Raw genomic sequence first — 25,324 nt, 5'->3', positions numbered from 1 at the left:
GCCGGGCCCGGCGCGGGCGTGCCGGCGGCCGGAGGCACGGTCGTCGGGCTCGCGCTGGGCGGCGTGACGCGCGTGCGCGCTGTCGGCGCCGCACCCGCCGGCGCCTTGCCGCCCTTCGCGCCGCTGAGCCCGCTCTGAACCTTCTGCTTCTCCGCTTCGACCTGCTGGCCGAGGGCGCGGGCGATCGCGGCGGCCGTGGCGCGCAGCACCGGATCCTCGCTCGTCACCGGCGGGCCCGAGGACGCGGTCGCGGTCGTCTTCGGGTAGTTGGCCGAGCAGCCCGGGACGGGCTGGACCGCGTACGTCGTGCACGCGTTCACCAGCAGCCCGGCACGCAGGTAGTGGCCGACCGCGTCGTAGCCGTTGATCGCGGTGGTCTGGAAGAAGATGTAGTCCATCAGGCGCTGGATGCCTTCCGTGTCGCGGAAGGACTCCAGGACGTCGCGCAGGTTCGTGCCGACGGGCTTGATCGCGCTCGCCAGCGAGCGCAGGTCGGCGATCACGGGCCGCGCGTCGGTGACCGCGGGCGTGCCGGTCTTGGCCGCTTCGCCGAGCGAGTCGATCGCCGGGATCGCGGCCTCCGAGAACGGGCCGAGCCGCCGGACCATGTTGTTGATGTCCTCCGCGCGGGCGCCGAGGTCGTTGAGCACCGGCGTCGACTCGTCCGCGAGCGACCCGAGGTCCTCCATCGTCGGCTCGAACTCGTCCAGGAACTCCGGCAGCGTCTGGATGTCCTCCGCCAGCGCCTCGCGCCGCTCGGCCGTCGCCTTGGCGACCTCGCTCGAGTTGCGGATCGCGCCGGACACGCGGGTGCGGTCCCGCGCGAGCGGGGCGAGGATCGTGTCCGAGTTCACGGCGAGCTGCTCGAGCACCGTGTTCTGGCGCGCGAGGATCTCCAGCACCTCGTCGGTCTCCTTGAGCGCCGGGTTCGCGCGCCGGATGACGTCGTTGAGGTCACGGCCGCGCCCGGCGAGGCCCGTGCCGAGCTCGTTGAGGATCAGCGACAGCCGCTCGCGCTCGGGCGCGCGCATCGTGTTGCCGATCAGGTCGATGTCCACGGACTGCGTCGTGTTCTCGACCGGCAGCAGCCGCTGGCCCTTGCCCGGACCGCGCTTGATCTCCGCCAGCTCCGGCGGCGCCTGGGCGTTGGCCGAGCGCACCTGCGTCGGCTTGCACTCGACGAAGCGCTCGCCGATCAGGTTCTGCGGGCGCACGATGCAGCTCGCGTCGCGCTTCCAGCTCGCGTAGCCCGGCTCGGTGATCTCGAGCACCACGGCGGCCTTGAAGTCCGGCGTGACGTCGATCGAGTGGATCTTGCCGACCTTGACGCCGGAGATCTTCACGTCCTCGCCCGGGATCACGAACCCGGCGTTGTCGAAGATCGCGCGCACGCGGTAGGCGTTTTCGTCCTCCTGGCCGGCGACCAGCAGGAAGACGCCGACCACGACGGCGGCGAGGATCGCTCCGATGGCGATGACCCGGATCACGGGCCTGACAGCCTCTGGGTCGGGTCGCAGTCGAGGTTGCCGCCGGAATCCCGGAACGGCGCCGAGCCGTCCGGCGGGGCCTGGCTCGCCGAGCCCGGGCAGCGCTTGAGCATGCCGGTCTGCAGGCCCGCGAGGCGCTGCGCGACCGGGAGCGGCACGAGCTGCGGCGGGCCGACCGGCAGGTCGTGCACCTGGAAGGCGTTGAAGATCGGCTGGATCCGCGCGTAGTGGCCGTTGGCGTCGTAGTTGGCGGCACCGACGCCGAAGTCGCGGAACCAGCCGACGAGCTCCGGGACGTACGGGCGGATGAACTCGAGCACGGGCTGGCCCTTCTGCAGGGCCTGCGTGTTGCTCTTCAGGGCGGGGCTCGCGACGCGCTGGAAGCCCGGCAGCTTGCGCGTGGCCTCGACGAGGTCGTTGTCGGTGCCCGGCCGGCGGACGAGCGTGGAGAGGTCGTTCACCGTCGGCTTGGCGTCGCGCACGAGCGGGCGCAGCTCACGCAGGAACGGCGCGAGGTCCTTCGTCGCGACCTTCGAGTCCGCGACGAGCGGGTCCAGGTCGTCCAGCGTCGAGCGCAGGTTCACGAGCGTCGAGTTGCCGCGCCGGAGCGTGGTCGGCAGCAGCGCCAGCGCCTCCTGCAGCGCGCGGTTCTCGGCCGCGATCGCGCCGGTGGTGGCGTTCGCGTTGCCGACGAGCGCGGACAGGTCGTCGCGCTTCTCAGCGATCGCGGTGACCGTGCGCGAGGAGTTGACGATGAGCTCCGTCAGCGCGCCCTCGTCCTCGGTCGCCTCGTTCACCAGTCGGCGCGCGCTGGAGAGCATCGGGTTCAGGTACTCGGTCGCCTCGGCGGCCTGCTCGCCCTTGCCGTCCAGCTGCGTCTTGAAGCCCGCGATCAGGTTCTGCAGGTCCTTGCGCGCGTCCGGGTCCAGCGTGTTGAACAGCGCGTCCAGGTCGACCGCGGTGGTCGTGCTGGCGGTGCTGATCGTGCTGCCGGCGGGCAGGATGCGGCTCGCGTCCGGGCCGGGCGAGATCGCGACGTAGCGGTTCGCGATGCCCGACAGCGACGTGAGCCGGATGACGGCCTCGGTGCCCTGGCGCAGCGGCGCGTACGGCTCCTCGACGGTGACCTTGATCGCCGCCTGGTTGTTGTCCGTGAGCTGGATGTCGCGCACGGTGCCGACCGCGCGGCCGCCGATCTGGACGTTGTCGCCCTTCACCAGCTGGCCGGCGTTGTCGAAGATCAGCGTGTACTCCTGGCCGCTCGCGCGGAAGGCGAACAGGTAGACCGCCAGCGCCGCCAGGAGGGCGACGCCGAGCAGGACTGCCGTGCGAGCGAGGGCCACGAGCGCGCGCTACTCCATCCCGAGCGGGCCTTGCGAGGCCCCCGACAGGAACTGGCGCACGAACTGGTTGTCGGAGTCGAAGAGCTCCTCCGCGGGGCCGGACTCCACGATCCGTCCCTTCCACAGCACGGCGATGTACTCGGCCACGCGCTTGGCGCTCATGATGTCGTGGGTGATGACCACGTAGGCGCCGCCGTTCTGGTCGTGGATCTCCTGGATGAGCTCGCACAGCAGCGCGGTGCGGACCGGGTCCAAGCCCGAGTCCGGCTCGTCGAAGAGCACGATGTCCGGGTCCAGCACGAGCGCGCGGGCGAACCCGGCGCGCTTGCGCATCCCGCCGGACAGCTCGTTCGGCATCTTGTCGCTGGAGCCCTCGAGGCCGACCTCACGCAGGCGGCTGTTGACGATCTCCTGGATCTCGTCCTCGCCCTTGTCCGTGTGCTGGCGCAGGGGGAACGCGACGTTGTCCCACAGGTTCATGGAACCAAAGAGGGCGCCGTCCTGGAACAAGACACCGAATTTCTTCCGCATCTCGAACAGCTCGTCGTCGACCATGCCCGGCACTGACTCGCCGTGAACCAGAACGTCGCCCTCGTCGGGATAGAGCAATCCGACCATGTGCTTGATACATACGGACTTCCCCGTGCCCGACGGGCCGAGGATCATCGAGATCTTGTCGTTCGGGATCCCCATGTTCAGGCCGCGCAGGATCTTGTTGCGGCCGAACGCCTTGTGGACCTCGACGAACTCGACCGCGTCCTCGACGCCCGAGGGCCGTTTCTTGCCGGTGTGCCACTTGTACTCGTCGTCGTGCTGCTCAGTGCTCATTGGGCTCACCCCCCGATCGGTGCGCGTGGATTCGCACCCCAGAACACCTGGGTGCCGAGCATGCCGATCAGGTGGACCAGCACGATGTTCAAGACCATGGACTTGGCCGTCGCGGTGCCCACGCCCACCGGGCCGCCGCTCGCCGTGTAGCCGTAGAAGCAGCCGACGAGCACGATCGCGGTGGCCATGACCATCGCCTTTATCAAGCTGAATAAGAGGTCCGGTGGGTTCTGGAACATCCAGAAGATCAACCCGTACCCGCCTGACGAGACCTCGCCGATCTGCTCGACCACCGCCAGATACGACGCGAGGAAGCCCGCCCCGATGCCCGCGAGGTAGACGAACGGGAGCACGAGCCAGCTCGCGAGCAGGCGCGTGGCGCACAGGAAGGTGATGCTGCTGATGCCCATGACCTCGAGCGCGTCGATCTCGTCGGAGATCCGCATCGAGCCCAGCTCGGCGACGATGCCGGTGCCGACCTTCGCGGCCATCATGTAGCCGAACGCGTACGGGATCAGCTCGCGCAGGTCGCACCAGGCGGCGAACACGCCCGCGTAGGCGGGGGCGCCGGTCGCGCGGTTGAAGTACGCGGCCTCGATGCCGCACTGCAGGCCGATGATGAACGTCAGGCCCCAGATCACGAGCGTGCTGGACAGGATCAGCACGCCGGCCTGGCGCAGCGCCTCGCCGAAGTAGCGGAAGACCTTGAGGCCGTAGACCTCGCCCATGACGCGCCCGCTGAAGCGGACGATCTCGCCGAAGGTGGCGAGCCAGTCCTTGGGAACCGCCAACCAGCCGCTCATTGCGCCACCGTCGCTGAGGTCTTACCTGACGGCACGTTCATTTCAGGTTGATGATCTCCGGGTTGGTCGCCAGCAACGTCTGCGTGAAGACGTAGTTGAAGGCGAAGACGCCGAGCGTGGAGATCACGACCGCCTGGTTGACCGCGCGGCCGACGCCCGCCGCGCCGCCGCTCGCCGTCATGCCCTTGTAACAGCAGACGACGGCGATGATCGCCCCGAACATCGTGCACTTCAGGACGCTGCCCCAGAGGTCCGGGATGCTCGCGTTGGTCAGCAGGTTCGCGAAGAACGGGCCGACGGGCTGCTGGTTGACGCCGTTGGCGACGAGGCCGCCGAAGATGCCGAACAGCACCGCGAACACGTCGAACATGCCCGTGACGAGCATCAGCGCGAGGAACCGCGGCACGACGAGGTTCTTCACCGGGTCCACGCCGAGCACCTGGAGCGCGTCCAGCTCCTCGCGGATCTTGCGCGCGCCGAGATCGGCCGTGATCGCGGTGCCGGCCACGCCGGCGAGCACGATCGCGGTCACGAACGGCGCGAACTCGCGGATCGAGGCCAGCACGAAGAAGCCGCCGAGGCGGTCGTTGGCACCGAACAGCGTCAGGAAGTTGGACGCCTGCAGACCCGGTGCCGCATATCCGAACGCGATCGTGGACACCATCAAGGGGAACCAGCACAGGCGCAGCGCGAACAGGAACTGCTGGACGAACTCTCCGCCGTACGGGTACGGCGGCCTGAGGGCAGACACGATCGTCTTCCCGGTCAGGATCATCATGTCGCCTACTTCTTCCAGCAGTCCCTTCGCTGGCAGAAACAGCCGATCGGCGGCGCCTCGAACCAAAACTCTCCTCTTTTTGACGCCGCGTAACGGCGTGAAGGCGCGAAGGTTATGCCACCGCCCCTCGCGGGCTCAAACGTGAACCGTCCTTGTTACTTGCGTAGTCGGGCCAGGAGGACGACATCGACGCGTCGTCCACGCTCCAAGTTTCGGGCCACCATCACCCCCTCCTGCGTGAACCCGAGCGATTCGGCGAGCGCCCGGGCGGCCGCGTTGTCAGGGGTGGTGGTGATCTCGATCCGGTCCAGCTCGAGGGTCTCGAACGCCCAGTCGACCAGGAGGGAGACCGCCGTGTGGCCGATCCGGTGCCCGCGCGCGGCCGGCACGAGCCAGTACCCGACCTCGGCGCGCTTGTGCCGCCACGCGAGCGTGTGGAGCATCACGTGGCCGAGGAACGGGCGGCGGCTGGAGTCCGTCACCGCGAGGCCGAGGAACTCGCCACGGGCTCGCAGGCCGGGTTGCCGCGCGATGAAGCGACGCACCCCGTTCTCCGTCGGGTCCTCGTCGGCGCCGATCAGCACACCCAGCCGCGGGTCCTCGCGGAAGGCCTGCGCGAACGGCGCCGCGTCGCGGGCACGCAGTCGGCGCAGCGCGACGTCCTCGCGCGCGAGACCCTCGGGGATCGGAAGGCTGGGCACTGCGGCGCGAGCCTAATGGGCGGTGGTAGCTTCCGCCTCGTGATGCGCCGCGCGCTGCCGATCCTCGCTGTCCTCGTCGTGGCCGGCTGTGGCGGTGACGCGCGCCAGGACGCGGACGAGCCGTCCGGCGAGTTCAAGGTCGAGGTCGTCGACGCGTCGTTCCCTGCTCGTCAGCACGTCGCCGAGAACGTCGAGCTCAAGGTCAAGGTGCGCAACAGCGAGTCCGACGAGTCGCTGCGCAACGTGGCGGTGACCGTGGAGACCAAGCCGCGGGGCTCCGATGCGGCGCTGGCGTTCGGCCAGAACAAGCGCGGCGCGGGGCTCGCGGACGCCGGGCGCCCGGTGTGGGTGCTCGACGAGGGTCCCAAGGGCGGCGAGACCGCCTACGTGAACACGTGGCTGGCCGGCACGCTCGGCCCGGGGCGCGAGAAGGAGCTCGTCTGGAAGCTCGTGCCGGCCAGGGCCGGCACGTACGACATCTCCTACCGCGTCTCACCCGGCTTGACCGGCAAGGCGCGCGCCGCCGAGGGCGACACCGCCGGAAGCTTCACGGTCGTGATCTCCGGCGATCCCGTCCCCGCCCGGGTGGGCGAAGACGGGGAGGTCGAGCGCGGCGTCGAGCCGGGCTCGACGCTCGGCTCCGACTAGACGGCGGTGACGTTGACGGCCTTCGGGCCCTTCGGCCCAGGCTCGGAGTCGAAGCTCACACGCGCGCCTTCACGAAGCGTGCGAAAACCGTCGGAGTTGATCCCCGAGTGATGCACGAAGTGGTCGGCACCGGAGTCATCAGGCGTGATGAATCCGAATCCCTTGTCGTCGTTGAACCACTTCACGGTGCCAGTAGCCACGGGCCGTTCTCCATACTTGGTTAGCGAGCGCGTGAAGGTACCATGATTGGGCGTGTCAGCGTCTGTTTACACGCTCGCAGCTCACCAATTTGTCACGACGGTCTGCTCGGACCGTGTCGCGACCGGATCCGCAGTCGACCGTGTCCCGCACGCCGTCGCGCACATCGATCGTGTCGTTCCCCGGTCCGGACGCGATGTCGTCCCGGCCTGAGCCCCCGTCGATCCGGTCCCGGCCGGACGCCGACTCGATCTGATCGTCGCCCGATCCGCCGTCGATCCGGTCGTTCCCGGACTCCGTCGCGATCAGATCGTCGCCCGCCCCGCCGTCGATCGTGTCCGACCCCGCCCCGGTCGCGATCCAGTCGTCCCCGGCACCGCCCTCGATCCGGTCCAGCCCGGTCCCGCCGTCGACCTCGTCGTCGCCGTCCCCACCGTCCACGCGGTCGTTGCCGGCGTCCGCCGAAAGCGAGTCGACCCCGGCGCCGCCCTCGAGCACGTCGTTCCCGCGCCCGCCGAGCAGGACGTCGTCCCCGTCCCCACCGCGCAGCGTGTCGTCCCCACCCGTGCGGTCGTCGTCGTCCGTGCACGCGTCGGGCCGCTCCGCGCCGGGCGGGCACACCCCGTCGCCGTGCAGCACGTCCCGCCCCGGCCCGCCGTCGATCCGATCGTCGTCCCCGAGCCCGAAGACGATGTCGTCCCCGCCCTTGGCAAGCACCTGATCGGCGGCCGGCGTGCCCTTCAGGAAGTCCGTGAGATCCGTGCCCTCGATCGTCGCGGGCGCGGCAAGGGCAAGCGTCGCGGCCGCGGCCGCCATCCATCCAGTCACGGGCATTAGAACCCAGGATGGCGCGTGGTGTTGCGGGCAGCGTGGGTAACGGCAACGGCTGACCACACCCACGGGCGCCGCGTCAAGCAATTCATGCCCGGGACGCCGAGGTTTTCGACGCGGTCGTCAGGAATTGCTTGACCCTTCGCGGCGGGCGTGGTGTGGGCAGGTGAGGAGGGTTCCCCTCACTGAGTGAACGCTCAGGCGTTCACCTCGACTCGATCACGAAGGACCAACCGTGACCGTTCGTGGAGGGGGTGCCGCAATTGGGCGCCACCTGTCGGCGGTCAGTTGCTGCACTCCCCTCGAACGGCGTGATCGAGGGGGTGCAGCAATCTCGTCACTAGGGGCGTGACGAGATTGCGGCACCCCCTGCGAAACCGGCCCTCGCTAGCGGTGCAGACGAGGAGCGATGATGCGGTAGGCCTTCAGGCCCAGGCCCAGCCGCTCGCGGTCCTCGGACAGCAGCGGGTCCAGCCCCGTCAGCTCCTTCACCCGCTCCAGGCGGTAGGCCACCGTGTGCCGGTGCGCGTAGATCGCCGAAGCGGTCGCGTTCATGTTGCAGTTGCGCTCCAGGTAGGCCGACAACGTGCCCACCAGGTCCGTCGAGTACTGGCCGTCGTAGGCGACCAGCGGCGCGACGGTGTCCTCGTAGAACGACCGCACCTCTTCGGGGTGCGAGGCAAGCACGCGGAACAGCAGCCGGTAGGTGCCGGTGCCGATGTCCTCGTCGATCGGGACGTCCGAGCGGCGGAGCACGTCGAGCACGAGCTCCGCTTCCTGGATCGCGCGCCCCAGGTCCGCCACGTCCGCGTAGAACGACGACACGCCGACCGTGCCGTGGCGCTGCAACCGCGCCGCCAGGCGGCGTGCCGCCGCCAACGTCGCCGACGCGTCCGCGCCGCCGACCGCCGGCAGGAGCGCATAGACGCGGCCGGAACCGCCACCGCCGTCCATGTGCTGGGCCAGCGCGCCGGGATGCTCCCCGGCGATCGTGGCCACGACGTGCCGCGGGCGGTCCGAGGACAGCTCCGCGCACAGGGCGACTGCGCCCTTGGAAAGATCACAGCCCAGACGCGCTGCCCGCCGCAGCACCTCGTCGGGTTCGATGTCGTCGCGTCCGCGCAGCTCCTCCAGGAAGGACCCGCGCAGGTTCTGCTCGACCTCCAGCCGGGCCTCTTCGACCGCGACCTCCGTCAGGCAGGCCACCGCCGCGACGTGCAGGAACTCCATCGCCTCGGGCGCGGGGGCCTCCTCGCCGAGCAGCAGGACCGCGCCGAGCTGCTCGTCACCGGAGACGATCGGCACTTCGGCCAGGATCCCGGGTGGCACGGCCGCCGCACGGTTGCGCGCCCGCTCACCCACGTACCGCCGTAGCGCCGGCAGCTCGGCCACCGGACCCGACGCGGCCGCCGCACCAAGGCGCGGGACCACGATCGCCACCACGCCGCCGGTCTCGCCGGCCGCAAGCGTCGCGACACCCTCGAGACCGTCACCGCTGAGCACGGCGTCAACCATGCGCAGGTGGATCGCCCTGACCCGCTCCATCACGGTGGCCCCGCGATCTTCGTTGGGGGCCTCCATCGCCACGTTCAATACGCCTCCTTCGCACGCGGGGCGGCTCTGGAGCCGCCCCGCGCAAGTCCGCCGTCTCTTAGATCAGCGCCCGCTAGGACGCCGGCTGCGCGACGCCCGGGTGGGCCTGCAGGGTCTCTTCGCCGGACTCGCCAGTGCGAATCCGGTAGGCCTCCTCGACGGGCAGGACGAACACCTTGCCGTCGCCGATCGAGCCGGTGCGAGCGTGCTTGAGGATCGCGTCGACGACCGTCTGGACGTCGCCGCTGGCCACGACGCACTCGAGCTTGACCTTCGGCCGCAGCCAGTTGGTCAGCTCCGCACCGCGGTAGCGCTCGGTGATGCCCTTCTGACGCCCGGAGCCCTTCACTTCCGAGATCGTCAGGGACGGGAACCCGAGCTCGAGGAGCTCGAGCCGGATCGGCTCGAACGCCTCATGTCGGATGTACGCCTCGATCTTTTTCACGCGGGAACCTCACGGGTCGTGGCCTTCGGAGACGCGGCGCCCGCCGGCGAAGCGGCCGGCGAGTAACCCACGAGCTCCGGGGCCGGGATGAACTGCTCCGGATACCCGTACATGCCGTGCTCCGAAATGTCCAGACCCGCTTCCTCTTCCTCGGCCGTAACGCGGAGGCCGTAGGTCTTCTTGATCAGCCAGAAGGTGACGAAGGAGGCCGAGAAGACGAAGACGAAGGCGACGACGACACCGACCGCCTGGTTGAACAGCTGGCCCGGGTCGCCCGAGTAGAACAGGCCCGGGTCACCGACCGCCGCGAGGCGCGGGGAGGTGAACAGACCGCAGGCGAGCGTGCCCCAGATGCCGGCCAGGCCGTGCGCGGAGAGCGCGCCCACCGGGTCGTCGATCCACTTGTCGATCGCGAGGATGCCGTAGACCACGATGCCGCCAGCCACGAGGCCGATGATCGGCGCCGCCCACAGCTCCACGAAGCCCGACGGGGCGGTGATGGCGACCAGGCCGCCGATCGCGCCGTTGCCGGCCATGCCGATGTCGATCTTCTTGACCTTCAGCCACATGATCGCGACCGCGGCGAGCACGCCACCGGCGGCGGCGAGGTTCGTGACCGCGGCGATCTCCGGGAACCGACCGTCCAGCGCGCCCAGGGTCGAGCCCGGGTTGAAGCCGAACCAGCCGAGCCACAGGATCAGCACGCCGAGGCCGAACAGCGGCATGCTGTGGCCCGGGATGGCGCGCGGCTTGCCGTCGTTGCCGTACTTGCCACGGCGAGCGCCGAGCAGGAGCAGCACCGCGAGGCCGCCGGTCGCACCGATCAGGTGGACCACCGTGGAGCCCGCGAAGTCCTGGATGTTGAACTGCTCGGCGACCCAGCCGCCGCCCCAGATCCAGTGCGCGCCGATCGGGTAGATGAGCGACGAGAACACGATCGCGTAGATCACGTACACGCCGAACTTGACGCGCTCGAGCGTGGTGCCCCAGACGATCGCCAGCGACACGGCGCAGAAGACGAACTGGAAGAAGAACAGCGTCTCGACCGTGACCGTGCCTTCGGCCACGTTGATGAGCGGGAACGAGGCGCTGGCGTTCTCGCCGGCCACGAAGAAGCCGCTCGTGCCGATCAGTGACCCTCCGTCACCGAACGCGAAGGCGAAACCAACGGCCCAGAAGCAGATCGCGGCGATCGAGAAGTTCACCAGGATCTTCGCGATGATCGTGCCCGCGTTCTTGCCGCGGGAGAACCCGATCTCCAGGAAGGCGAAGCCCGCCTGCATGAACATCACGAGGACGGCCGCAACCATCACCCAGATCGAGTTGATGCCGACTTCGATCGGCAGCTTGCCGTCGCCGGCCAGGCCCTGCGTCATGCCGTCTGCCATCGCTACCGCGGGCACGGCCAGTAGTGCGAGCAGCCCGGCCCCCATACCGGTCGCCCAACGGGTACTACGCATCGATCCTCCTCTGTGGAACAGCATCGACGAGCAGTCTCCGCGCTGAGCCCTAAACCGACATTGTCCCCGTGTCGAAGATTCGTTCGCCGCACTTCTCCCGACGGTCGATAGCCATCTATACGACCTGTCCAACGAGGACGGCGACGTCATCGCGCGCGACCCCGCCCCCGGCGCGAACCGCGGCCTCCAGGCAGTGCTCGGCGGTCTCGGCCGCGGTGGGCGTACGGACGGCGCGCAGCAGGTCCGCGACCTCTTCTGTGCTCAACGTCACCGCCGGTGCGCCCGCCTCGGTCAGGCCGTCCGTGTAGAGCAGGAAGGTGTCGCCGCGCTCGAGGTCGAGCTGCACGTCCTGCACGTGCGGGTCGTCGAGCACGCCGAGCAGCGTGCCCTTGACGTCGAGCGGCTTCGTCGCCCCGGACGCGGACAGCACGACCGGCGGCGGGTGCCCGCCGCACGCGACGGTCAAGGTGAAGCCCCCGCCCTCGCGCGCCGTCACGCGCGCGAAGATCGCGGTCAGGAACTGCCCCGGGCGCCCCTCGGCGAGCACGGCGCCGTTGAGCGCGGTCAGCACGGCGCTCGGCGCGAGCCCCTGCGCGGCCGCGGCGCGCACGGTGTGGCGCGCGAGCGCGGTCAGCGCGGCGGCGTCGACGCCCTTGCCGCACACATCGCCGATCGCGATCCCCCACGTGCCCTTCGCGATCGCGAACGCGTCGTAGAAGTCGCCGCCGACCTCGATCCCGGGCGCCCCGGCGTTCAGGCGCGCGTCGAGGTCGAGCCCGGGGATCTTCGGCACCTCGCGCGGCAGCAGCGACGCCTGGAGCGTCTGCGCGACCGTGTGCTCGCGCTCGTAGAGCTGCGCGCGGGCGAGCGCGACGGCGCACTGCGTGGCGAGCGCCTCCAGCAGCGCGCGTTCGCCGGTGTCGAACCGCATCGGGCGGTCGAACGCCAGCCCGATCACCGCCATCACGACGCCCGAGGCATCCGTGAGCGGCAGCACCGCGAGCGCCTGCGGGGCGTCGTCGTCGAGCTGCGGCCAGCGCCGCTCGATGTCGTGGCGCCCGCCCGCGTAGACGGGCTTGCCGAGCGTCACGGCCTCCGTCACCGGCAGCCGCGCGTGCAGTTGCACGGTCGCCCACCGGACCTCGTCGGCCGCGGACAGGCCGCGGTGGCGCAGCAGCGCGAGCTGCTCGCCGTCCAGCAGCATCACGGCGGCGCTCGCCGCCTCGCTCGCCCGGCGGGCCTCGTTGGCGGTCGCCTGGCCGACGTCGTCGACGGTGACGGTGGCGGCGAGCGCGGCGGTGGCGTGCTGCAGACGCTCGCGGGCCTCCTCGGCACGCCGGCGGGCCTCGATGTCCGACACCGCGGCGCCGACCGCCACCGGATCGTCGCCACCCGCCCGGACCGGGAAGTAGCTGGCCTCGAAGCGCCGTCCCTCGACGGCCACCTCCACGTCCAGCACCGGCCTCCCGGTGGCGAGGACGCGCTCGAGCGCGGCGACCGCGTCCGGGTGCGAGACGCGCTCGCCGATGTGCTCGGCCGCGGGCCGGCGGTTCATCCGGGCGAGCGCGTCGTTGACGCGCAGGTAGCGCAGCTCGCGGTCGACGAACGCGAGCCCGAGCGGCGCCTCGCGGAACACGGCGTCCAGCTCGGCCAGGTGACGCTCGCCGATCCGGCGCAGCTCGGACTCCGCCGCCTCCAGGCTCACGGCCGTGGCGTTGAAGGCCTGCGCGAGCTCGACGGTCTCGGGCGGGCCGGACTCCGGCAGCGCGCGCCGTAGCGGCGGGCGCCGAGGGCGCGCGCGAACCGCTGCAGGCGGCCGACGGGGATCACGACCGCGCGCACCGCGCCGTAGGAGATCAGGCCGATCAGCCCCAGCAGGACCGCGAAGCCGATGCTGGCGGTGATGATCGAGCGCTCGCGCAGGTCGGCGCTCTGCGCGCGGCGGCGCAGCAGCTCCTCACGCTCGGCGGCGTCGAGGTCGGCGAGGCTCTTGCGGACCGCGTCGAAGCGCTGCCGGCCGTCGACCGCCGTGGGCGCGCTGTTGTCCCCGCGCGCGACCACGTCCGCGAGGAACGCCGTGTACGCGTCCAGCTGGCCGCGCAGCTGGTCGATCCGCCTGCGCTGCGCGCCCGTCGCCCGGACCGCCGCGAGCCGGCGCAGCACGGCCGGCAGCTCACGCCGCGCGGCGTCGTAGGGGTCCAGGAACGTCTCCTCCTGGGTGAGCAGGTAGCCGCGCGCCCCGGTCTCGAGGTCCTGAGAGAGCCGCTGCACGTCGCCGATCGCGTTGCGCGCCTCCGTCACGGCGCGCGCGGGAGCCGCCGCGCGGTTCTGCGCGAGCAGCGCGTTCAGGAGCAGGCCGAAGGTGACCGCGGCGACCACCGCGATCGTTCCCGCCGCGGCCAGCACGCGGAATCGCAACCCCCAAGGTCGCCGCATCGGCCGCGAGTCTATGGCGTGAGGCGAAGCGGGCACAGCTCGATTTGGACACGTGGACAAAGAGTCATGCCTCGCGTGCGCCTAGGTTAAGAGCCGCTGTCTCGATCCTGAGGAGGACCACGCCCGACATGCCGACCCATTCCCGCACGCCAAACGTCGCCGCCGCTCAGTGGAGCCCGAACGGCGGCGCTCTCGGCCAGGCGGACCTGACCCAGCCCAGCGCCAACGTCTACGGAGCGAACGTCTTCTCGATCGCCGTCCAGCGCCAGCGGCTGCCGAAGGCGGTCTTCCGCCAGCTCGAGGCGACGGTCGCCAAGGGCAACCCGCTCGAGCCGGCGCTCGCCGACGCCGTGGCCTCGGCCATGCGCGAGTGGGCGATGGAGCGCGGCGCGACGCACTACACGCACTGGTTCCAGCCGCTGACCGGCTCCACCGCCGAGAAGCACGACTCGTTCTACGGCCCGACCGGCGACGGCAACGCGATCGCCGAGTTCTCCGGCAAGGAGCTCATCCAGGGCGAGCCGGACGCGTCCTCGTTCCCGTCCGGCGGCATCCGCTCGACGTTCGAGGCCCGCGGCTACACCGCCTGGGACCCGTCCTCGCCCGCGTTCATCCTCGAGAACCCGAACGGCGCGCTGCTCTGCATCCCGACCGCCTTCACCTCGTGGAGCGGTGAGGCGCTGGACAACAAGATCCCGCTGCTGCGCTCGATGGACGCGCTCTCGCGCAGCGCCATCCGCGCCCTCGGCCTGCTCGGGGAGACCGCCGAGCACGTCTTCACGACGGTCGGCGCCGAGCAGGAGTACTTCCTGATCGACGAGCAGTACTACTTCGAGCGCCCCGACCTGCTGACGACGGGCCGCACGCTGTTCGGCGCCAAGCCGCCGAAGGGCCAGGAGCTCGACGACCACTACTTCGGCTCGATCCCGGAGCGCGTGCTCGCCTACATGCTCGAGGTCGAGCAGGAGCTGGCGAAGCTCGGCGTGCCGATCAAGACCCGCCACAACGAGGTCGCCCCGGCGCAGTACGAGGTCGCCCCGATCTTCGAGAACTCGAACATCGGCGCCGACCACCAGCAGATCACCATGCAGGTGCTGCAGAACGTCGCCCGCCGCTACGGCCTCGTCTGCCTGCTGCACGAGAAGCCGTTCGCCGGCATCAACGGCTCGGGCAAGCACAACAACTGGTCGATGGGCACGGACACGGGCATCAACCTGCTCGATCCGGGCGACACGCCGCACGAGAACCTGCTGTTCCTGTTCTTCTGCAGCGCCGTGCTGAAGGCCGTCAACGCGCACCAGGCGCTGCTGCGCGCGTCGGTCGCCAACGCCGGCCAGGATCACCGCCTGGGCGCCAACGAGGCGCCCCCGGCGATCATCTCGATCTTCCTCGGCGCCGAGCTGGAGAAGGCCTTCGGTGCGATCGAGAGCGGCTCGGGCGACGCCGCCACGCCGCAGGCCTACCTCGAGATGGGCGCCTCGGTGCTGCCGCGCCTGCCGCTGCACGGCGGCGACCGCAACCGCACCTCGCCGTTCGCCTTCACCGGCAACAAGTTCGAGTTCCGCGCGCTCGGCTCGTCGATGTCGCTCGGCATGCCGAACACGATCCTCAACACGATCGCCGCGCAGGCCATCGACCAGCTCGCCGACCTCCTCGAGGAGGCCACCTCGGGCGGCACCTCGATCGAGGAGGCCGTGCTCGCGATCGTCAAGCAGACGTGGAGCGACAACAAGCGCATCGTCTTCTCCGGCGACGGCTACTCCGACGACTGGCACGCCGAGGCCGAGGCCCGTGGCCTCATCAACCTGCGCCAGTCCCCCGACGCGCTGCCGTGGCTCGTCGAGGAGAGCACCGTCTCGGTGTTCTCCAAGTACAACGTGCTCTCCGAGCGTGAGCTCGAGGCCCGCTTCGAGGTCGCCGTCGAGCAGTACGTGACGACGATCAACATCGAGGGCGAGACCGCCGCCGCGATCGCGCGCACGTCGCTCCTCCCGGCCGCCGTCCGCTGGCTCGGGACCCTCAAGGAGGTCGGCGTCGAGAAGCTCGTCGCCGAGACCTCCAGCCTCGTCGACGCGTTCATCGACGCGATCTTCGCGCTCGAGACCGCCAACCGCGACCACCCCGAAGGCGGCGAGGGCCTCGAGGAGGCCAAGTACGTCCAGGGCACCGTCCTCCCGGCCATGAACGCGGTCCGCGAGGTCGCCGACAAGCTCGAGAAGATCGTCCCGGACGACCTCTGGCCGCTCCCGAAGTACTCGGAGATCCTCTTCATCAAGTAGTCGAGGCGCTCCACCAGCTGTTCCCGAGGGCCCGCCATCGCGCGGGCCCTCGGTGTTTCCGGGAGTTCGGCGCGTCCACCCCCCACCATTGGTCCAAAAGTCGGACAAAGCCTCGGGGTGCCGGTAGGGTCCGGCGCCTCGATGTTGGTCGGACGGCTACGGATGGCTGTGGGGACGTTGGCTGCGCTGATCGCGTTCCAGGCGGCCCCGTCGGCCCAGGGTGCGACCTTCGCCGACCCGTTCGGCTCCTACGCCGAGACCGTGCTCGCCGACGCGCCCGCCGCGTACTGGCGACTTGGGGAGCGCGCGGGCACCAGCGCCGCCGACGCCTCGGGCAACGGTCGTACCGCGACCTACTCGGGCGACGTCGAGAACCACTCGCGCGTGGGCGCCCTCGCGTCCGACGAGGACCACGCGGTCGACGGCTGGAGCGAGGAGACGACGGTCGACCTGCTGACGGGTCCTGCCGCCGGGCTGCCCGCCGGTGACCGCACCGTCGAGGCGTGGGTCACCGCGAGCGCGCCGGGCACGCGGGTCATCGGCTACGGCGACTTCACCGTGGAGGTGGAGGACCGGGCGCTCGTCGCCGCCGGCCGGCGCTTCAGCCTCGGCGCCCACGAGAACCGGTTCCTGACCGACTCGCGCTGGCACCAGGTGGTCGTCACGTACGCCGCCGACACGCTGACCGCCTATCTGGACGGCGCGCCGCTCGGCACGCCGCAGCCGGTCCAGCTCGCCACCGAGACGACCGGCGCCTTCCACGCCGCGGGCGTTCCCGCCGGCGCGGGCGCGAGCTTCGACGAGCTGGCCGTCTACCCGCGCGCGCTCGACGCCGCCACCGTCGCCGCCCACTTCGCCGCTTCGGGCAACGTCCGCCCGTCCGCGGTCGTGGCGCTCGCGGCCACCGCGCCCGAGCCCAACCGCGTGCGCGTCGAGTGGGACCCCTCGGAAGGCGCGCACCCGGTCAACCAGCCGCTGGTCGACGACTACATCGTCGAGGCGTGGCAGGGCGACGTGCTGCGCGCCGCGCAGACGATCGATGCCAACCCGGTGACCGAGTCGTCCCCGACCGTGCGTACGTCCCGGACCGCACGCCCTGAAGGCGCGTTCGCCGCCGAGCTCACCGGCGTGCCCGCCGGGACGACCCGGGTGACGGTCCGCGCCGCCGGCGGGTTCGGCGAGAGCCCGGACGCCACGACGACGGTCGACGTCAGCGGCGAGCAGGCCACCTACCCGACCGCGGTCGCGGCCGATGCACCCGCGCTGTACTGGCGCTTCTCGGAGTCCGGCGGGCGGGTCAGCGACTGGTCCGGCCACGGTTTCGTCGCCCGCTACGGCAGCAAGGGCAACGCGTCGGGCGCGCTGGCCAACGACCACCGCGACGGGGCGCTCTCCTCCGGGCGCAACTTCGGCGGCGAACTCGTGTGGGCGCCGTCCGCCACCGGCCTGCCGACCGGCGCGCGCACGGTCGAGGCCTGGGTGGCGACCGACACACCCGGCACCACCCTCGTCGAGTACGGCGACTTCGACATCCAGGTCGAGGAGCGCGCGATCGTCGTCTCCGGCGAGCGCATCGCGTTGCCCGCGAGCGACCACCGGCGCCTGACCGACGACCGCTGGCACGCGGTCGCGGTCACCTACGACGCCGGCACGATCACGGCCTACGTCGACGGCGTGCTGTTCGGCACCGTCGCCAAGACGCTCGCGACGACGACGGAGGGCGCGCTGCGCGCCGGGCGCGTGCCCGACGAGACCCGGCTGCGCCTCGACGAGCTCGCCGTCTACCCCCGGGCGCTGGCCCCGGCCACGATCGCCGCGCACTTCGCCGCCTCCGGCAACGCCGTCCCGCCCGCGCCCGCGCTCCTCGGCACGTCGGTCGACGCCAACCTCGTCAGCCTCGGCTGGACGATCCCGGAGGGTGTCGCGCCCGACGGGCAGCGCTTCATCGAGGACTTCTGGGTCGAGGCGCACCGGGACGGCGTGCTGAAGGCCACGCGCGCGATCCGCGCCTACGAGGGGCCCAGCCTCGGCATCCAGCTGACCAGCCTGCCGCCGGGCCACTACGTGCTGAGCCTGCGCGCCCGCAACGCGTTCGGCGAGAGCCCGGCGACGACGGTCGAGGCCGACGTGGAGACGGGCACTGCGGACACGTACGCCTCGCGCCTGCTCGCGGACGCGCCCGCGCTGTACTGGCGGCTGGGCGACTACGAGAGCCCGCTCGTCCGCGACGTCTCCGGCCACGATCACCTCGCCTACGCCGTCGAGGACGTCTGGCCGGGCTCCGGCGCGATCGTCGGGGACGAGGACCGCTCGCTCAGCGCCTCGACGAACTGGAACGCCGGCCACGACCTGCTGCGGGCGCCCATCGCGGAGGGCCTGCCGACCGAGGACCGCACCGTCGAGGCGTGGGTGAAGACCGACGCCCCCGGCGCCCGTGTGCTCAGCTACGGCGACTTCAGCGTCGAGGTCGAGGACCGGGCCGTGCTCGTCGCCGGCACCCGCATCGGCCTGCCCGCGGGGGACCGGCGCCGGCTGACGGACAACCACTGGCACCACGTCGCCGTGACGTACACCGCGGGCACGGTGGAGGCCTTCCTCGACGGCGCCAAGCTCGGCGAGGGCACCGCGACGCTCGACACGCAGACGACCGGCGACCTCCGCGCGGCCTTCAGCCCGTCGGGGGCCGCGGTCAGCTACGACGAGCTCGCCGTCTACCCGCACGTGCTGGACGCGGCCACGATCGCGGCGCACTTCGCCGCGTCCGGCAACGTCAAGCCGGCCACACCCGCCGACCTCACCGTGACTCCCGGGGCGAACACGGCGACGCTGAAGTGGGCGGCCCCGGACAGCGCCACCGCTCCCTCCGGCACCGACCCCGTCGATCACTACCTGGTCGAAGCGCCCGGCGCGGCCCAGGCCGTCGCCGGCACCAAGACCGAGGTCACCCTCACCGGCCTGCCCGCGGGCACGACCCACGTCACGATCCGCGCCGTCAACGGCTACGGCGAGAGCGCCCCGGCCTCGATCGACGTGGACGTCACCGGGGCGGCCACCACCTACGCCTCGCTGGTCGCCACCGAGCAGCCCGCGCTGTACTGGCGCTTCGGCGAGAGCGCCGGCAAGGTCGCCGCCGACGCCTCGGGTCACGGGCGCGCCGGCGACTACACCGAGGACAGCAGCTGGGCCTCCCGCGCCGGCGCGATCGGCGGCGACGCCGACCGCGCGCTCTATGAGCCGTACGCGTGGAACGAGCGCGACCTCGTGACCGCCCCTTCCGCCGCCGGCCTACCCACGGGCGACCGCACCGTCGAAGGCTGGGTCATGACCGCCGCTCCCGGCGCGAAGCTGATCGGCTACGGCGACTTCAGCGTCGTGGTCGAAGCGCGCGCGCTGCTCGTCGCCGGGCAGCGCCTCGACGCCGGGCGCAAGCTCACCGACGACGTCTGGCACCACATCGCGGTCACCTACGCCGACGGCACCGTGACGGGCTACGTCGACGGTGCCCGCATCGGCGCCGCCCCCGCGACCCTCGCCACCGACGACACCGGCTCGCTCACCGCCGGGAACTCGTCGGACGAGGCGCCCACCGGCTTCGACGAGCTCGCCGTGTACCCGCGCGCGCTCCCCGCGGCCACCATCGCCGCCCACTTCGCGGCCTCCGGCAACGGCGTGAAGAGCGTGAGCGCGCTGCGGGCGACCGTCGCCGCCAACGCCGTCACGCTCACCTGGACCGCGCCCGCCGGCGCCCCCGCTTCCGGCACCAACGTGGTCGACCGCTACGTGGCCGAGGCCTGGCAGGGCACGACGCTGCGCGGCGCCCAGGCGACGGCCGGCGGCGTCACGACGGTCACGCTCGCCGGGCTCCCGGCGGGCACCTACACGTTCAAGCTGCGCGCGGTCAACGGCTACGGCTCCGGGGACGCCACGGTCGCGGGCACCGTCACCGGGAAGGCGACCACCTACGCCGGCGCCGTCACCGGTGACGCCCCGGCGCTGTACTGGCGCCTCGGCGAGCAGAGCGGGACCATCGCCGCCGACGCCTCGGGGCACGACCGGGTCGCCACGTTCGAGCGCCCCACGCTGCAGCGCACCGTGGCGGGCGCGGTCACCGGCGACGCCGACCGCGGCATCACCGCGACCTCGCCCTGGTACCGGTTCTACCTGCTGCGCGCGTGGGACCTCGCCGACCTCCCCACCGCCGAGCGCACGATCGAGGCCTTCATCTGGGCCGATCGCGCGGGCGGGACGATCGTCGGGCAGAGCACGGGGGACGTGAGCATCGAGGACCGGGCGCTCGTCGTCGGCGATGCCCGCCTCGAGCTGCCGGCCGACGACGACCGCCGCATCACCGACAGCAAGTGGCACCACGTCGCCATCAGCGCGGCCGCGGGCACGCTCACGCTGTTCCTCGACGGCGAGGCCGTCGCGTCCGCCCCAGGCACGATCGAGACGCCCGAGGACGGCATCCTCACCGCCGGCGAGGTCCCGCCGTACGGCGTCGCCGCCTTCGACGACCTCGCGATCTACCCGCGCGCGCTCAGCGCCGCTCAGGTCGCCGCGCACTTCGCCGCGTCCGGCCTGCCGTACCCGAACGACAAGACCGCTCCGAGCCCCGTGGTCGACGCCCCCGCCGCGGGCGCCACCACGACGACCCGCCCGAAGCTGCGCGGCCGCCTCGGCACCGAACCCGGCGACCTCGAGAGCGCTTCCGTCCGCATCTACAAGGGCACGGAGCTCCTGCTGGTCCGCGACGTCGACGGCGTCGGCGGTGCCTGGTCGTGGGACGTCGGGGTGGCGCTGCCGGTGGGCGACCTGACGGTCGAGGTCGTCCAGGCCGACAGCGCCGGCAACGTGGGCAGGACCGCACGGGCGTTCACCGTCGCCAACCGCGCGCCCGCGACGCCGACCCTGACGCTGGACAAGACCGACGGCGCGCTGCCGCTGGCCGTGCGTGCCGCCGTCGCCGGCACGGACCCGGACGGCGACCCGCTCACCTTCCACCTCGAGTTCGGCGACGGCGGCTGGGTCGACGGCGTGCTCCCGGTCTCACCGGTCGCGCACGTGTACGCGACCGCCGGCACGCACACCGTCAAGCTGACGGTCAGCGACGGCACGACCGAGGCGACCGCGTCCACGACCATCGCCACGCGCCTGGCCGAGCCGCTGAAGGCGGATGCCGGGGGCGATCGTATCGTCGAGGCCGGCACGTCGCTCACGTTCGACGCGAGTGCCTCCCGCCCGACGGTCGGGATCGAGCGCTACCGCTGGACCTTCAGCGACGGCACCGCCGCCGACGGCGCGGTCGTCCGCCACACGTTCGCCACGGCCGGCGCGCACACCGCGACGCTCGAGATCGGCAGCGGCACTCAGAGCGCCGCGGCGACCGCGAAGGTGACGGTGCTCCCGCAGGCGCCCGCCGTGACCGCGCGCGTCGTCAACAAGGGGAACCCGATCGCCGGGGCCGACGTGCTCGCGATCCTCGCCGACGGCCGCCGGATCTCCGCCACCACCAACGCGCAGGGCAGCGCGCGCCTCGCCGGTCTCCCCGACGGTCCGCAGACGCTCTACGCGTGGGCGCCCGGGATGCGTCCGCGCACGGCCGAGGTGACCGTCAGCGGCGGTGGCGGCAGCGCGAGCATCGCGCTCGTGGAGGGCGAGGTCGCCAGCGCGACGCTCGAGTCGCACCCGATGACGCACGCGGAGATCGTCGCCGCGGGCATCAATCCGAACACGCCGGGCAACCAGCAGGTCTACAGCTTCGAGGCCCAGATCCTCGTCGCCGGGCAGCCGCTCTCGCTGTCGGGCAGCCTGTCCGCGAACGGCATCTACGGCTGTGGCGCCGGCGCCCAGACCGGCTGCCTGGTCTCCAGCGGCGGGGGTGGCGGCACGGGCGGTGGCGGCGGCAGCTACGCGTACGCCTACCCGAGCTTCCAGAACGGCGTGCCGCTGCTGCAGTGGCTGATCCTGCCGGCGCGCGTCGGGTTCCTGAAGGAGTTCTTCCAGGTCTCGATGGTGGTCCAGAACCTCGCCGGGCCGGAGTTCACGCTCGAGCAGGGCAGCGCCTCGATCGACCTCCCCGCGGGGCTCTCGCTCGCGCCGACCGCGACGCCGCAGCGGACGACCGTCGCGCTGCCGGACATCGAGGGCGGCTCGGACGCGAAGACGAGCTGGATCGTCCGCGGCGACGCCGAGGGCGACTACCTCCCGCACGCCCGCTACTTCGGCACGCTGGACCCGATCGGCCTGCCGGTCTCGCTCGACGCGAAGCTGACCGAGCCGCTGCACGTCTACGGCTCGTCCGCGATGAAGCTCGTCGTCGACGCCGACGAGGAGCTCAGCGCGCGCCACCCCGGCCACGTCCGCGTCGGCATCCACAACGTCTCGCCGGTGCCGATCTCCAACGTGAGCCTGCAGGTGCCGGCCGCGGGCGCGGAGAACTTCGTCGCGCAGCCCCAGCAGCGGCGCGCGTGGACGGCCGCGAGCATCGCCCCCAACACAACGTGGTACCCGGACGCCGCCGCCGACCCCGACGACGACTTCATCATCGTCCCCAACGCGCACGGGGCGGTCGACCTCTCGAAGTCCTTCGTGACGTTGGCCGCCGGCGAGCAGTCGACCGTGCCCGCCGACTTGAAGACGCACCCGCGCGTGCAGGCCGCGGCGGACACCCCGCGGCTGGAGGCCTCGCGCCGCGGCGACTGGATCGCGCTGTGGTGGGAGACGGCGCCCGGCGACGGCTACCAGGTCTTCGGCGCGCCCGACGACACGACGGAGTTCGGCTCGACGCCGCTGGAGACCGTCGATCCGGCGAACCCGGGCGGCGCGACGCGCACGACGGTCCCCGCCGGTACGCAGCAGGTGCTCGTCCGCGCGGGCAACGCCAAGGAGATCGCGGTCTCCACCGTCAAGGGCACGCGGCTCGTGCTGCGCCATCAGGTCGCCGAGGTGGAGGACAACAGCGACCGCGGGCCGCTCCTGGGGATCGACAACCACCAGGAGTTCTGCAGCCAGAACGGTGGGACGCTGCGGGTGACCGGCTTCGACCGCGACCTGCCGATCAGCGAGCTGCAGGTCGACTGGGCGGGCGCCACCTACAAGCGCACCGTCACCGCGGACTACGACGTGGCGGCGACCTTCACCCTGCCCGTCTCGCCGTCGACCGAGACCGTGACGCTGCGCGCGGTCTACGCCACCGGCACCGTCGGCGAGGGCCGGACGATCACGCTGCGCAAGCGCGGCGACACCAACTGCGACGGCGTGATCCGCGCGGCGATCATGGGCGACTCGTACATCTCCGGCGAGGGCGCGTACAGCTACCTGCCGAGCACCGACGTCCACGCGGACGACGGGAACCTCTGCCACCGCTCGACCAACTCGTGGGCCGCGCGCGTGGCGACCTCGCTCGGCGCGACGCTCTGGGACCCGATCTACTCCTCCGCGCCCAGCGGGGATGCGGTCGCGTTCCTGGCCTGCAGCGGCGCGGTGACCAAGAACTTCCTCTGGGACACGCAGGCCGGCGACAAGAGCCCGCAGCTGAAGAAGCTCAGCGAGGACTACTGGCGCAGCGTCGACCTCGTCTTCATGTCCATCGGCGGGAACGACGCCGGGTTCGCCGACGTGATCAAGATGTGCACGGCGCTGGACTGCGCGACCGCGCTGCCCACCAGCCCGGTGATCGACGCGGCGATGGTCGCCTGGCGCAACTCGATGCTCGGCGGGCTGACCGAGGTCGGCCGCAAGATCGCCGGCGCGGAGCAGCTCGTGCGCGCCTTCGCGCCGTACGCCGAGGTCTACCAGGCCAACTACATGAACCCGCTGCTCCCGCTGCCGACCGTCACGTGCAGCTCGCTGAGCCCCTGGATCGCGCTCCAGGAGACCGACATCCGCTTCTACCTCGGCGACGTCCTCGGCATCCCGCAGTCGTTCATCCACCCGCTCATCCCGGACACCGGGTTCATCTCGCTGACGTTCGCCGAGCGTGAGTGGCTGGCCAACTCGTTCCTTCCCGGCCTGAACGCCACCGTGGCCAGCGTGGCCGCGCAGAACCTCGGGTCCTCGCACCTGCTCGACGCCAGCGGCGCGTTCGCGGGCCATCCGATCTGCTCCGCCGATCCCTACATCAACGGCTTCACGCTCGGCGACGACCAGCTCGGGATCCTGGGCAACGAGTCCTTCCACCCCAATGAGGCCGGCCACGCGCGCCTCGAGTTCCTCGCGAACCTGTACTGGGGCACCAAGTACGGCCAGAACCCGAACGAGGCCGGCTCGCTGAAGCGGGTCGCCGCCGCGCCTGCCGCGAGCACGGCGCCGCTGGGCCGGCTGACGCTCGACGCGCCGGCCTACGCCGCATCGGGCACCGGGACGTTGACGGTCGCGGAAGGCCCGCCGAACGCCGACGTGCGGGTGACGCTGGAGCCGTTGGCGACCGTCGTCGGCAGCGCCCGCACGGACGCCGACGGCAACGCGCGGATCGCGATCCGGATCCCGGCGACGGCCGCGCCCGGCTACCACCTGGCCACGCTCTGGAGCGGTGACGAGCGCGTGGGCCTCACCGCCGCGCTGATCGGCACGACGACCACCTGCGCGACCGGCGCTGACCTCGACGGCGACGGCCTGGCCGACGGCTGCGACGGCGACCCGCTCGACGGGCCCAAGGCCGACATCGACCGCGACGGCGTGACCAACGCCGGCGACAACTGCCCGCTCGTCGCCAACGCGGCGCAGGCCGACGCCGACGGCGACTTCGAGGGCGACGCCTGCGATCCCGACCAGGGCGCGGCCCGCACGGCGACGACGTTCCGCAACGGCGGCACCCAGACGCCGGCGGCCGCGCTCGCGCCGCGCAACGTGCAGGCCCGCGGCGACGGCCCGGGCCGCGCTGCGGTCACGTGGGACGCGCCCAACGGCGGAGCGACCGTCTCCGGCTACCGGATCAGCGCGGCGGGCCGCTCGACCGACGTGGGTGCGGATGGCCGCTCGGCCGCGCTCGACGCGCTCCCCGCCGGGGACGTGCGTGTGAGCGTGCAGGCGCTCACGGGCGCCACCGCGGGTGCGGTCGCGCTGTCGGACGCGATCACGATCACGGTCCCGCCCGCGGCGACCCCGACCCCGACCCCCGAGCCGTCCTCCACACCCGCGCCGTCCGCGGCCACCCCCACGCCCGTGCCGCCGGTCGCCACGCCCGTGCCCACCCCGGCCGCCAAGCCGTCGATCGCCTTCAAGGGCACGGCCAAGACGGTCAAGCTCGACCGCCGTGGCCGCTTCACCTTGCGGTTCACGGCCACCCCGCGCCTGTCCGGCACCTACACGATCACGGCCACCAAGAAGGGCGCGCTGAAGACGCTCAAGGGTCGCTTCACCGCCGACGCGAAGGGCAACGTCACGCTCACGCTCAAGCCGGCCAAGCCCCGCAAGCGGCCGGTGAAGCTCAAGCTCACCACGACGAGCGGCGCACTCCGCGCCACCCACGCCTTCACCCTGCGCTGAACCTAAAG

16 protein-coding genes are annotated in these 25,324 nt (G+C 71.8%); 3 read left to right on the top strand and 13 right to left on the bottom strand.

The window, feature by feature from the left end; all coding sequences use genetic code 11:
* The 6 genes from OJ997_RS11345 to OJ997_RS11320 all read right to left on the bottom strand — a co-directional run.
* Nucleotides 1-1,487: MlaD family protein (locus OJ997_RS11345; protein ID WP_270025204.1), on the bottom strand; the 1,487-nt coding region annotated here is incomplete at its 3' end.
* Nucleotides 1,484-2,830 (bottom strand): MlaD family protein, encoded by a 1,347-nt coding sequence (locus OJ997_RS11340; RefSeq protein WP_270025203.1) that lies wholly within the window; start codon nt 2,828-2,830, stop codon nt 1,484-1,486. The genes OJ997_RS11345 and OJ997_RS11340, both read right to left, overlap by 4 nt.
* A 9-nt stretch (nt 2,831-2,839) precedes the next feature.
* The gene (locus OJ997_RS11335; protein WP_270025202.1) at nt 2,840-3,658 is read right to left on the bottom strand and encodes an ABC transporter ATP-binding protein; all 819 of its coding nucleotides are present in this window, start codon (nt 3,656-3,658) and stop codon (nt 2,840-2,842) included.
* Nucleotides 3,659-3,663: 5 nt separating this feature from the next.
* Complete coding sequence (locus OJ997_RS11330; RefSeq protein ID WP_270025201.1) at nt 3,664-4,461, bottom strand: ABC transporter permease; 798 nt, start codon at nt 4,459-4,461, stop codon at nt 3,664-3,666.
* Between the two features lie 37 nt (nt 4,462-4,498).
* Nucleotides 4,499-5,239 carry an MlaE family ABC transporter permease gene (locus tag OJ997_RS11325; protein ID WP_270025200.1) on the bottom strand — a complete coding sequence of 247 codons (741 nt, stop codon included), beginning with the start codon at nt 5,237-5,239 and terminating at the stop codon, nt 4,499-4,501.
* A gap of 155 nt (nt 5,240-5,394) precedes the next feature.
* The gene (locus OJ997_RS11320; RefSeq protein ID WP_270025199.1) at nt 5,395-5,940 is read right to left on the bottom strand and encodes a GNAT family N-acetyltransferase; all 546 of its coding nucleotides are present in this window, start codon (nt 5,938-5,940) and stop codon (nt 5,395-5,397) included.
* A gap of 42 nt (nt 5,941-5,982) precedes the next feature.
* Here OJ997_RS11320 and OJ997_RS11315 point away from each other — a divergent pair, with 42 nt between their 5' ends.
* Nucleotides 5,983-6,588, top strand: a complete 606-nt coding sequence (locus OJ997_RS11315; RefSeq protein WP_270025198.1) for a hypothetical protein — start codon at nt 5,983-5,985, stop codon at nt 6,586-6,588.
* Here the strand turns inward: OJ997_RS11315 and OJ997_RS11310 are convergent.
* The 7 genes from OJ997_RS11310 to OJ997_RS11280 all read right to left on the bottom strand — a co-directional run bounded on the left by OJ997_RS11310 (nt 6,585) and on the right by OJ997_RS11280 (nt 13,551).
* Nucleotides 6,585-6,788, bottom strand: a complete 204-nt coding sequence (locus tag OJ997_RS11310; RefSeq protein WP_270025197.1) for a cold-shock protein — start codon at nt 6,786-6,788, stop codon at nt 6,585-6,587. The genes OJ997_RS11315 and OJ997_RS11310 overlap by 4 nt on opposite strands.
* Before the next feature lie 55 nt (nt 6,789-6,843).
* Nucleotides 6,844-7,620: a calcium-binding protein gene (locus tag OJ997_RS11305; RefSeq protein ID WP_270025196.1), complete on the bottom strand. Its 777-nt coding sequence runs from the start codon at nt 7,618-7,620 to the stop codon at nt 6,844-6,846.
* Nucleotides 7,621-8,004: 384 nt separating this feature from the next.
* The gene (locus tag OJ997_RS11300; protein WP_270025195.1) at nt 8,005-9,198 is read right to left on the bottom strand and encodes a PucR family transcriptional regulator; all 1,194 of its coding nucleotides are present in this window, start codon (nt 9,196-9,198) and stop codon (nt 8,005-8,007) included.
* 85 nt (nt 9,199-9,283) lie between these two features.
* Nucleotides 9,284-9,655, bottom strand: a complete 372-nt coding sequence (locus tag OJ997_RS11295; RefSeq protein WP_270025194.1) for a P-II family nitrogen regulator — start codon at nt 9,653-9,655, stop codon at nt 9,284-9,286.
* On the bottom strand, nt 9,652-11,031 hold the full coding sequence (locus OJ997_RS11290; protein WP_270025193.1) for an ammonium transporter: 1,380 nt from the start codon (nt 11,029-11,031) through the stop codon (nt 9,652-9,654). The genes OJ997_RS11295 and OJ997_RS11290 overlap by 4 nt, the downstream gene beginning before the upstream one ends.
* A 199-nt stretch (nt 11,032-11,230) precedes the next feature.
* Nucleotides 11,231-12,820: a SpoIIE family protein phosphatase gene (locus tag OJ997_RS11285; RefSeq protein ID WP_270025192.1), complete on the bottom strand. Its 1,590-nt coding sequence runs from the start codon at nt 12,818-12,820 to the stop codon at nt 11,231-11,233.
* Nucleotides 12,817-13,551, bottom strand: coding sequence for a CHASE3 domain-containing protein (locus OJ997_RS11280; protein WP_270025191.1), 735 nt, complete (start codon nt 13,549-13,551; stop codon nt 12,817-12,819). The genes OJ997_RS11285 and OJ997_RS11280 overlap by 4 nt, the downstream gene beginning before the upstream one ends.
* Before the next feature lie 128 nt (nt 13,552-13,679).
* Here OJ997_RS11280 and OJ997_RS11275 point away from each other — a divergent pair, with 128 nt between their 5' ends.
* Entirely contained in the window at nt 13,680-15,830 is a 2,151-nt protein-coding gene (locus OJ997_RS11275) for a glutamine synthetase III family protein (protein WP_270025190.1), read from the top strand.
* 177 nt (nt 15,831-16,007) lie between these two features.
* Nucleotides 16,008-25,316, top strand: a complete 9,309-nt coding sequence (locus OJ997_RS38090) for a LamG-like jellyroll fold domain-containing protein (RefSeq protein ID WP_270025189.1) — start codon at nt 16,008-16,010, stop codon at nt 25,314-25,316.
* The last annotated feature ends 8 nt before the right edge of the window (nt 25,317-25,324 follow it).

It is taken from the genome of Solirubrobacter phytolaccae (assembly GCF_027587195.1).
GTDB classification, from domain to species: domain Bacteria; phylum Actinomycetota; class Thermoleophilia; order Solirubrobacterales; family Solirubrobacteraceae; genus Solirubrobacter; species Solirubrobacter phytolaccae.
The sequence above is the reverse complement of the archived record's forward strand: the minus strand, read 5'-3'. Positions and strand labels throughout refer to the sequence as shown.

Coding starts and splice junctions, on each gene's coding strand:
- OJ997_RS11290 (WP_270025193.1), bottom strand. CDS start 11,031: ATGACGCAGGGCCTGGCCGGCGACGGCAAGCTGCCGATCGAAGTCGGC.
- OJ997_RS11275 (WP_270025190.1), top strand. CDS start 13,680: ATGCCGACCCATTCCCGCACGCCAAACGTCGCCGCCGCTCAGTGGAGC.
- OJ997_RS11305 (WP_270025196.1), bottom strand. CDS start 7,620: ATGCCCGTGACTGGATGGATGGCGGCCGCGGCCGCGACGCTTGCCCTT.
- OJ997_RS11335 (WP_270025202.1), bottom strand. CDS start 3,658: ATGAGCACTGAGCAGCACGACGACGAGTACAAGTGGCACACCGGCAAG.
- OJ997_RS11315 (WP_270025198.1), top strand. CDS start 5,983: ATGCGCCGCGCGCTGCCGATCCTCGCTGTCCTCGTCGTGGCCGGCTGT.
- OJ997_RS11280 (WP_270025191.1), bottom strand. CDS start 13,551: ATGCGGCGACCTTGGGGGTTGCGATTCCGCGTGCTGGCCGCGGCGGGA.
- OJ997_RS11300 (WP_270025195.1), bottom strand. CDS start 9,198: ATGGAGGCCCCCAACGAAGATCGCGGGGCCACCGTGATGGAGCGGGTC.
- OJ997_RS11330 (WP_270025201.1), bottom strand. CDS start 4,461: ATGAGCGGCTGGTTGGCGGTTCCCAAGGACTGGCTCGCCACCTTCGGC.
- OJ997_RS11325 (WP_270025200.1), bottom strand. CDS start 5,239: ATGATGATCCTGACCGGGAAGACGATCGTGTCTGCCCTCAGGCCGCCG.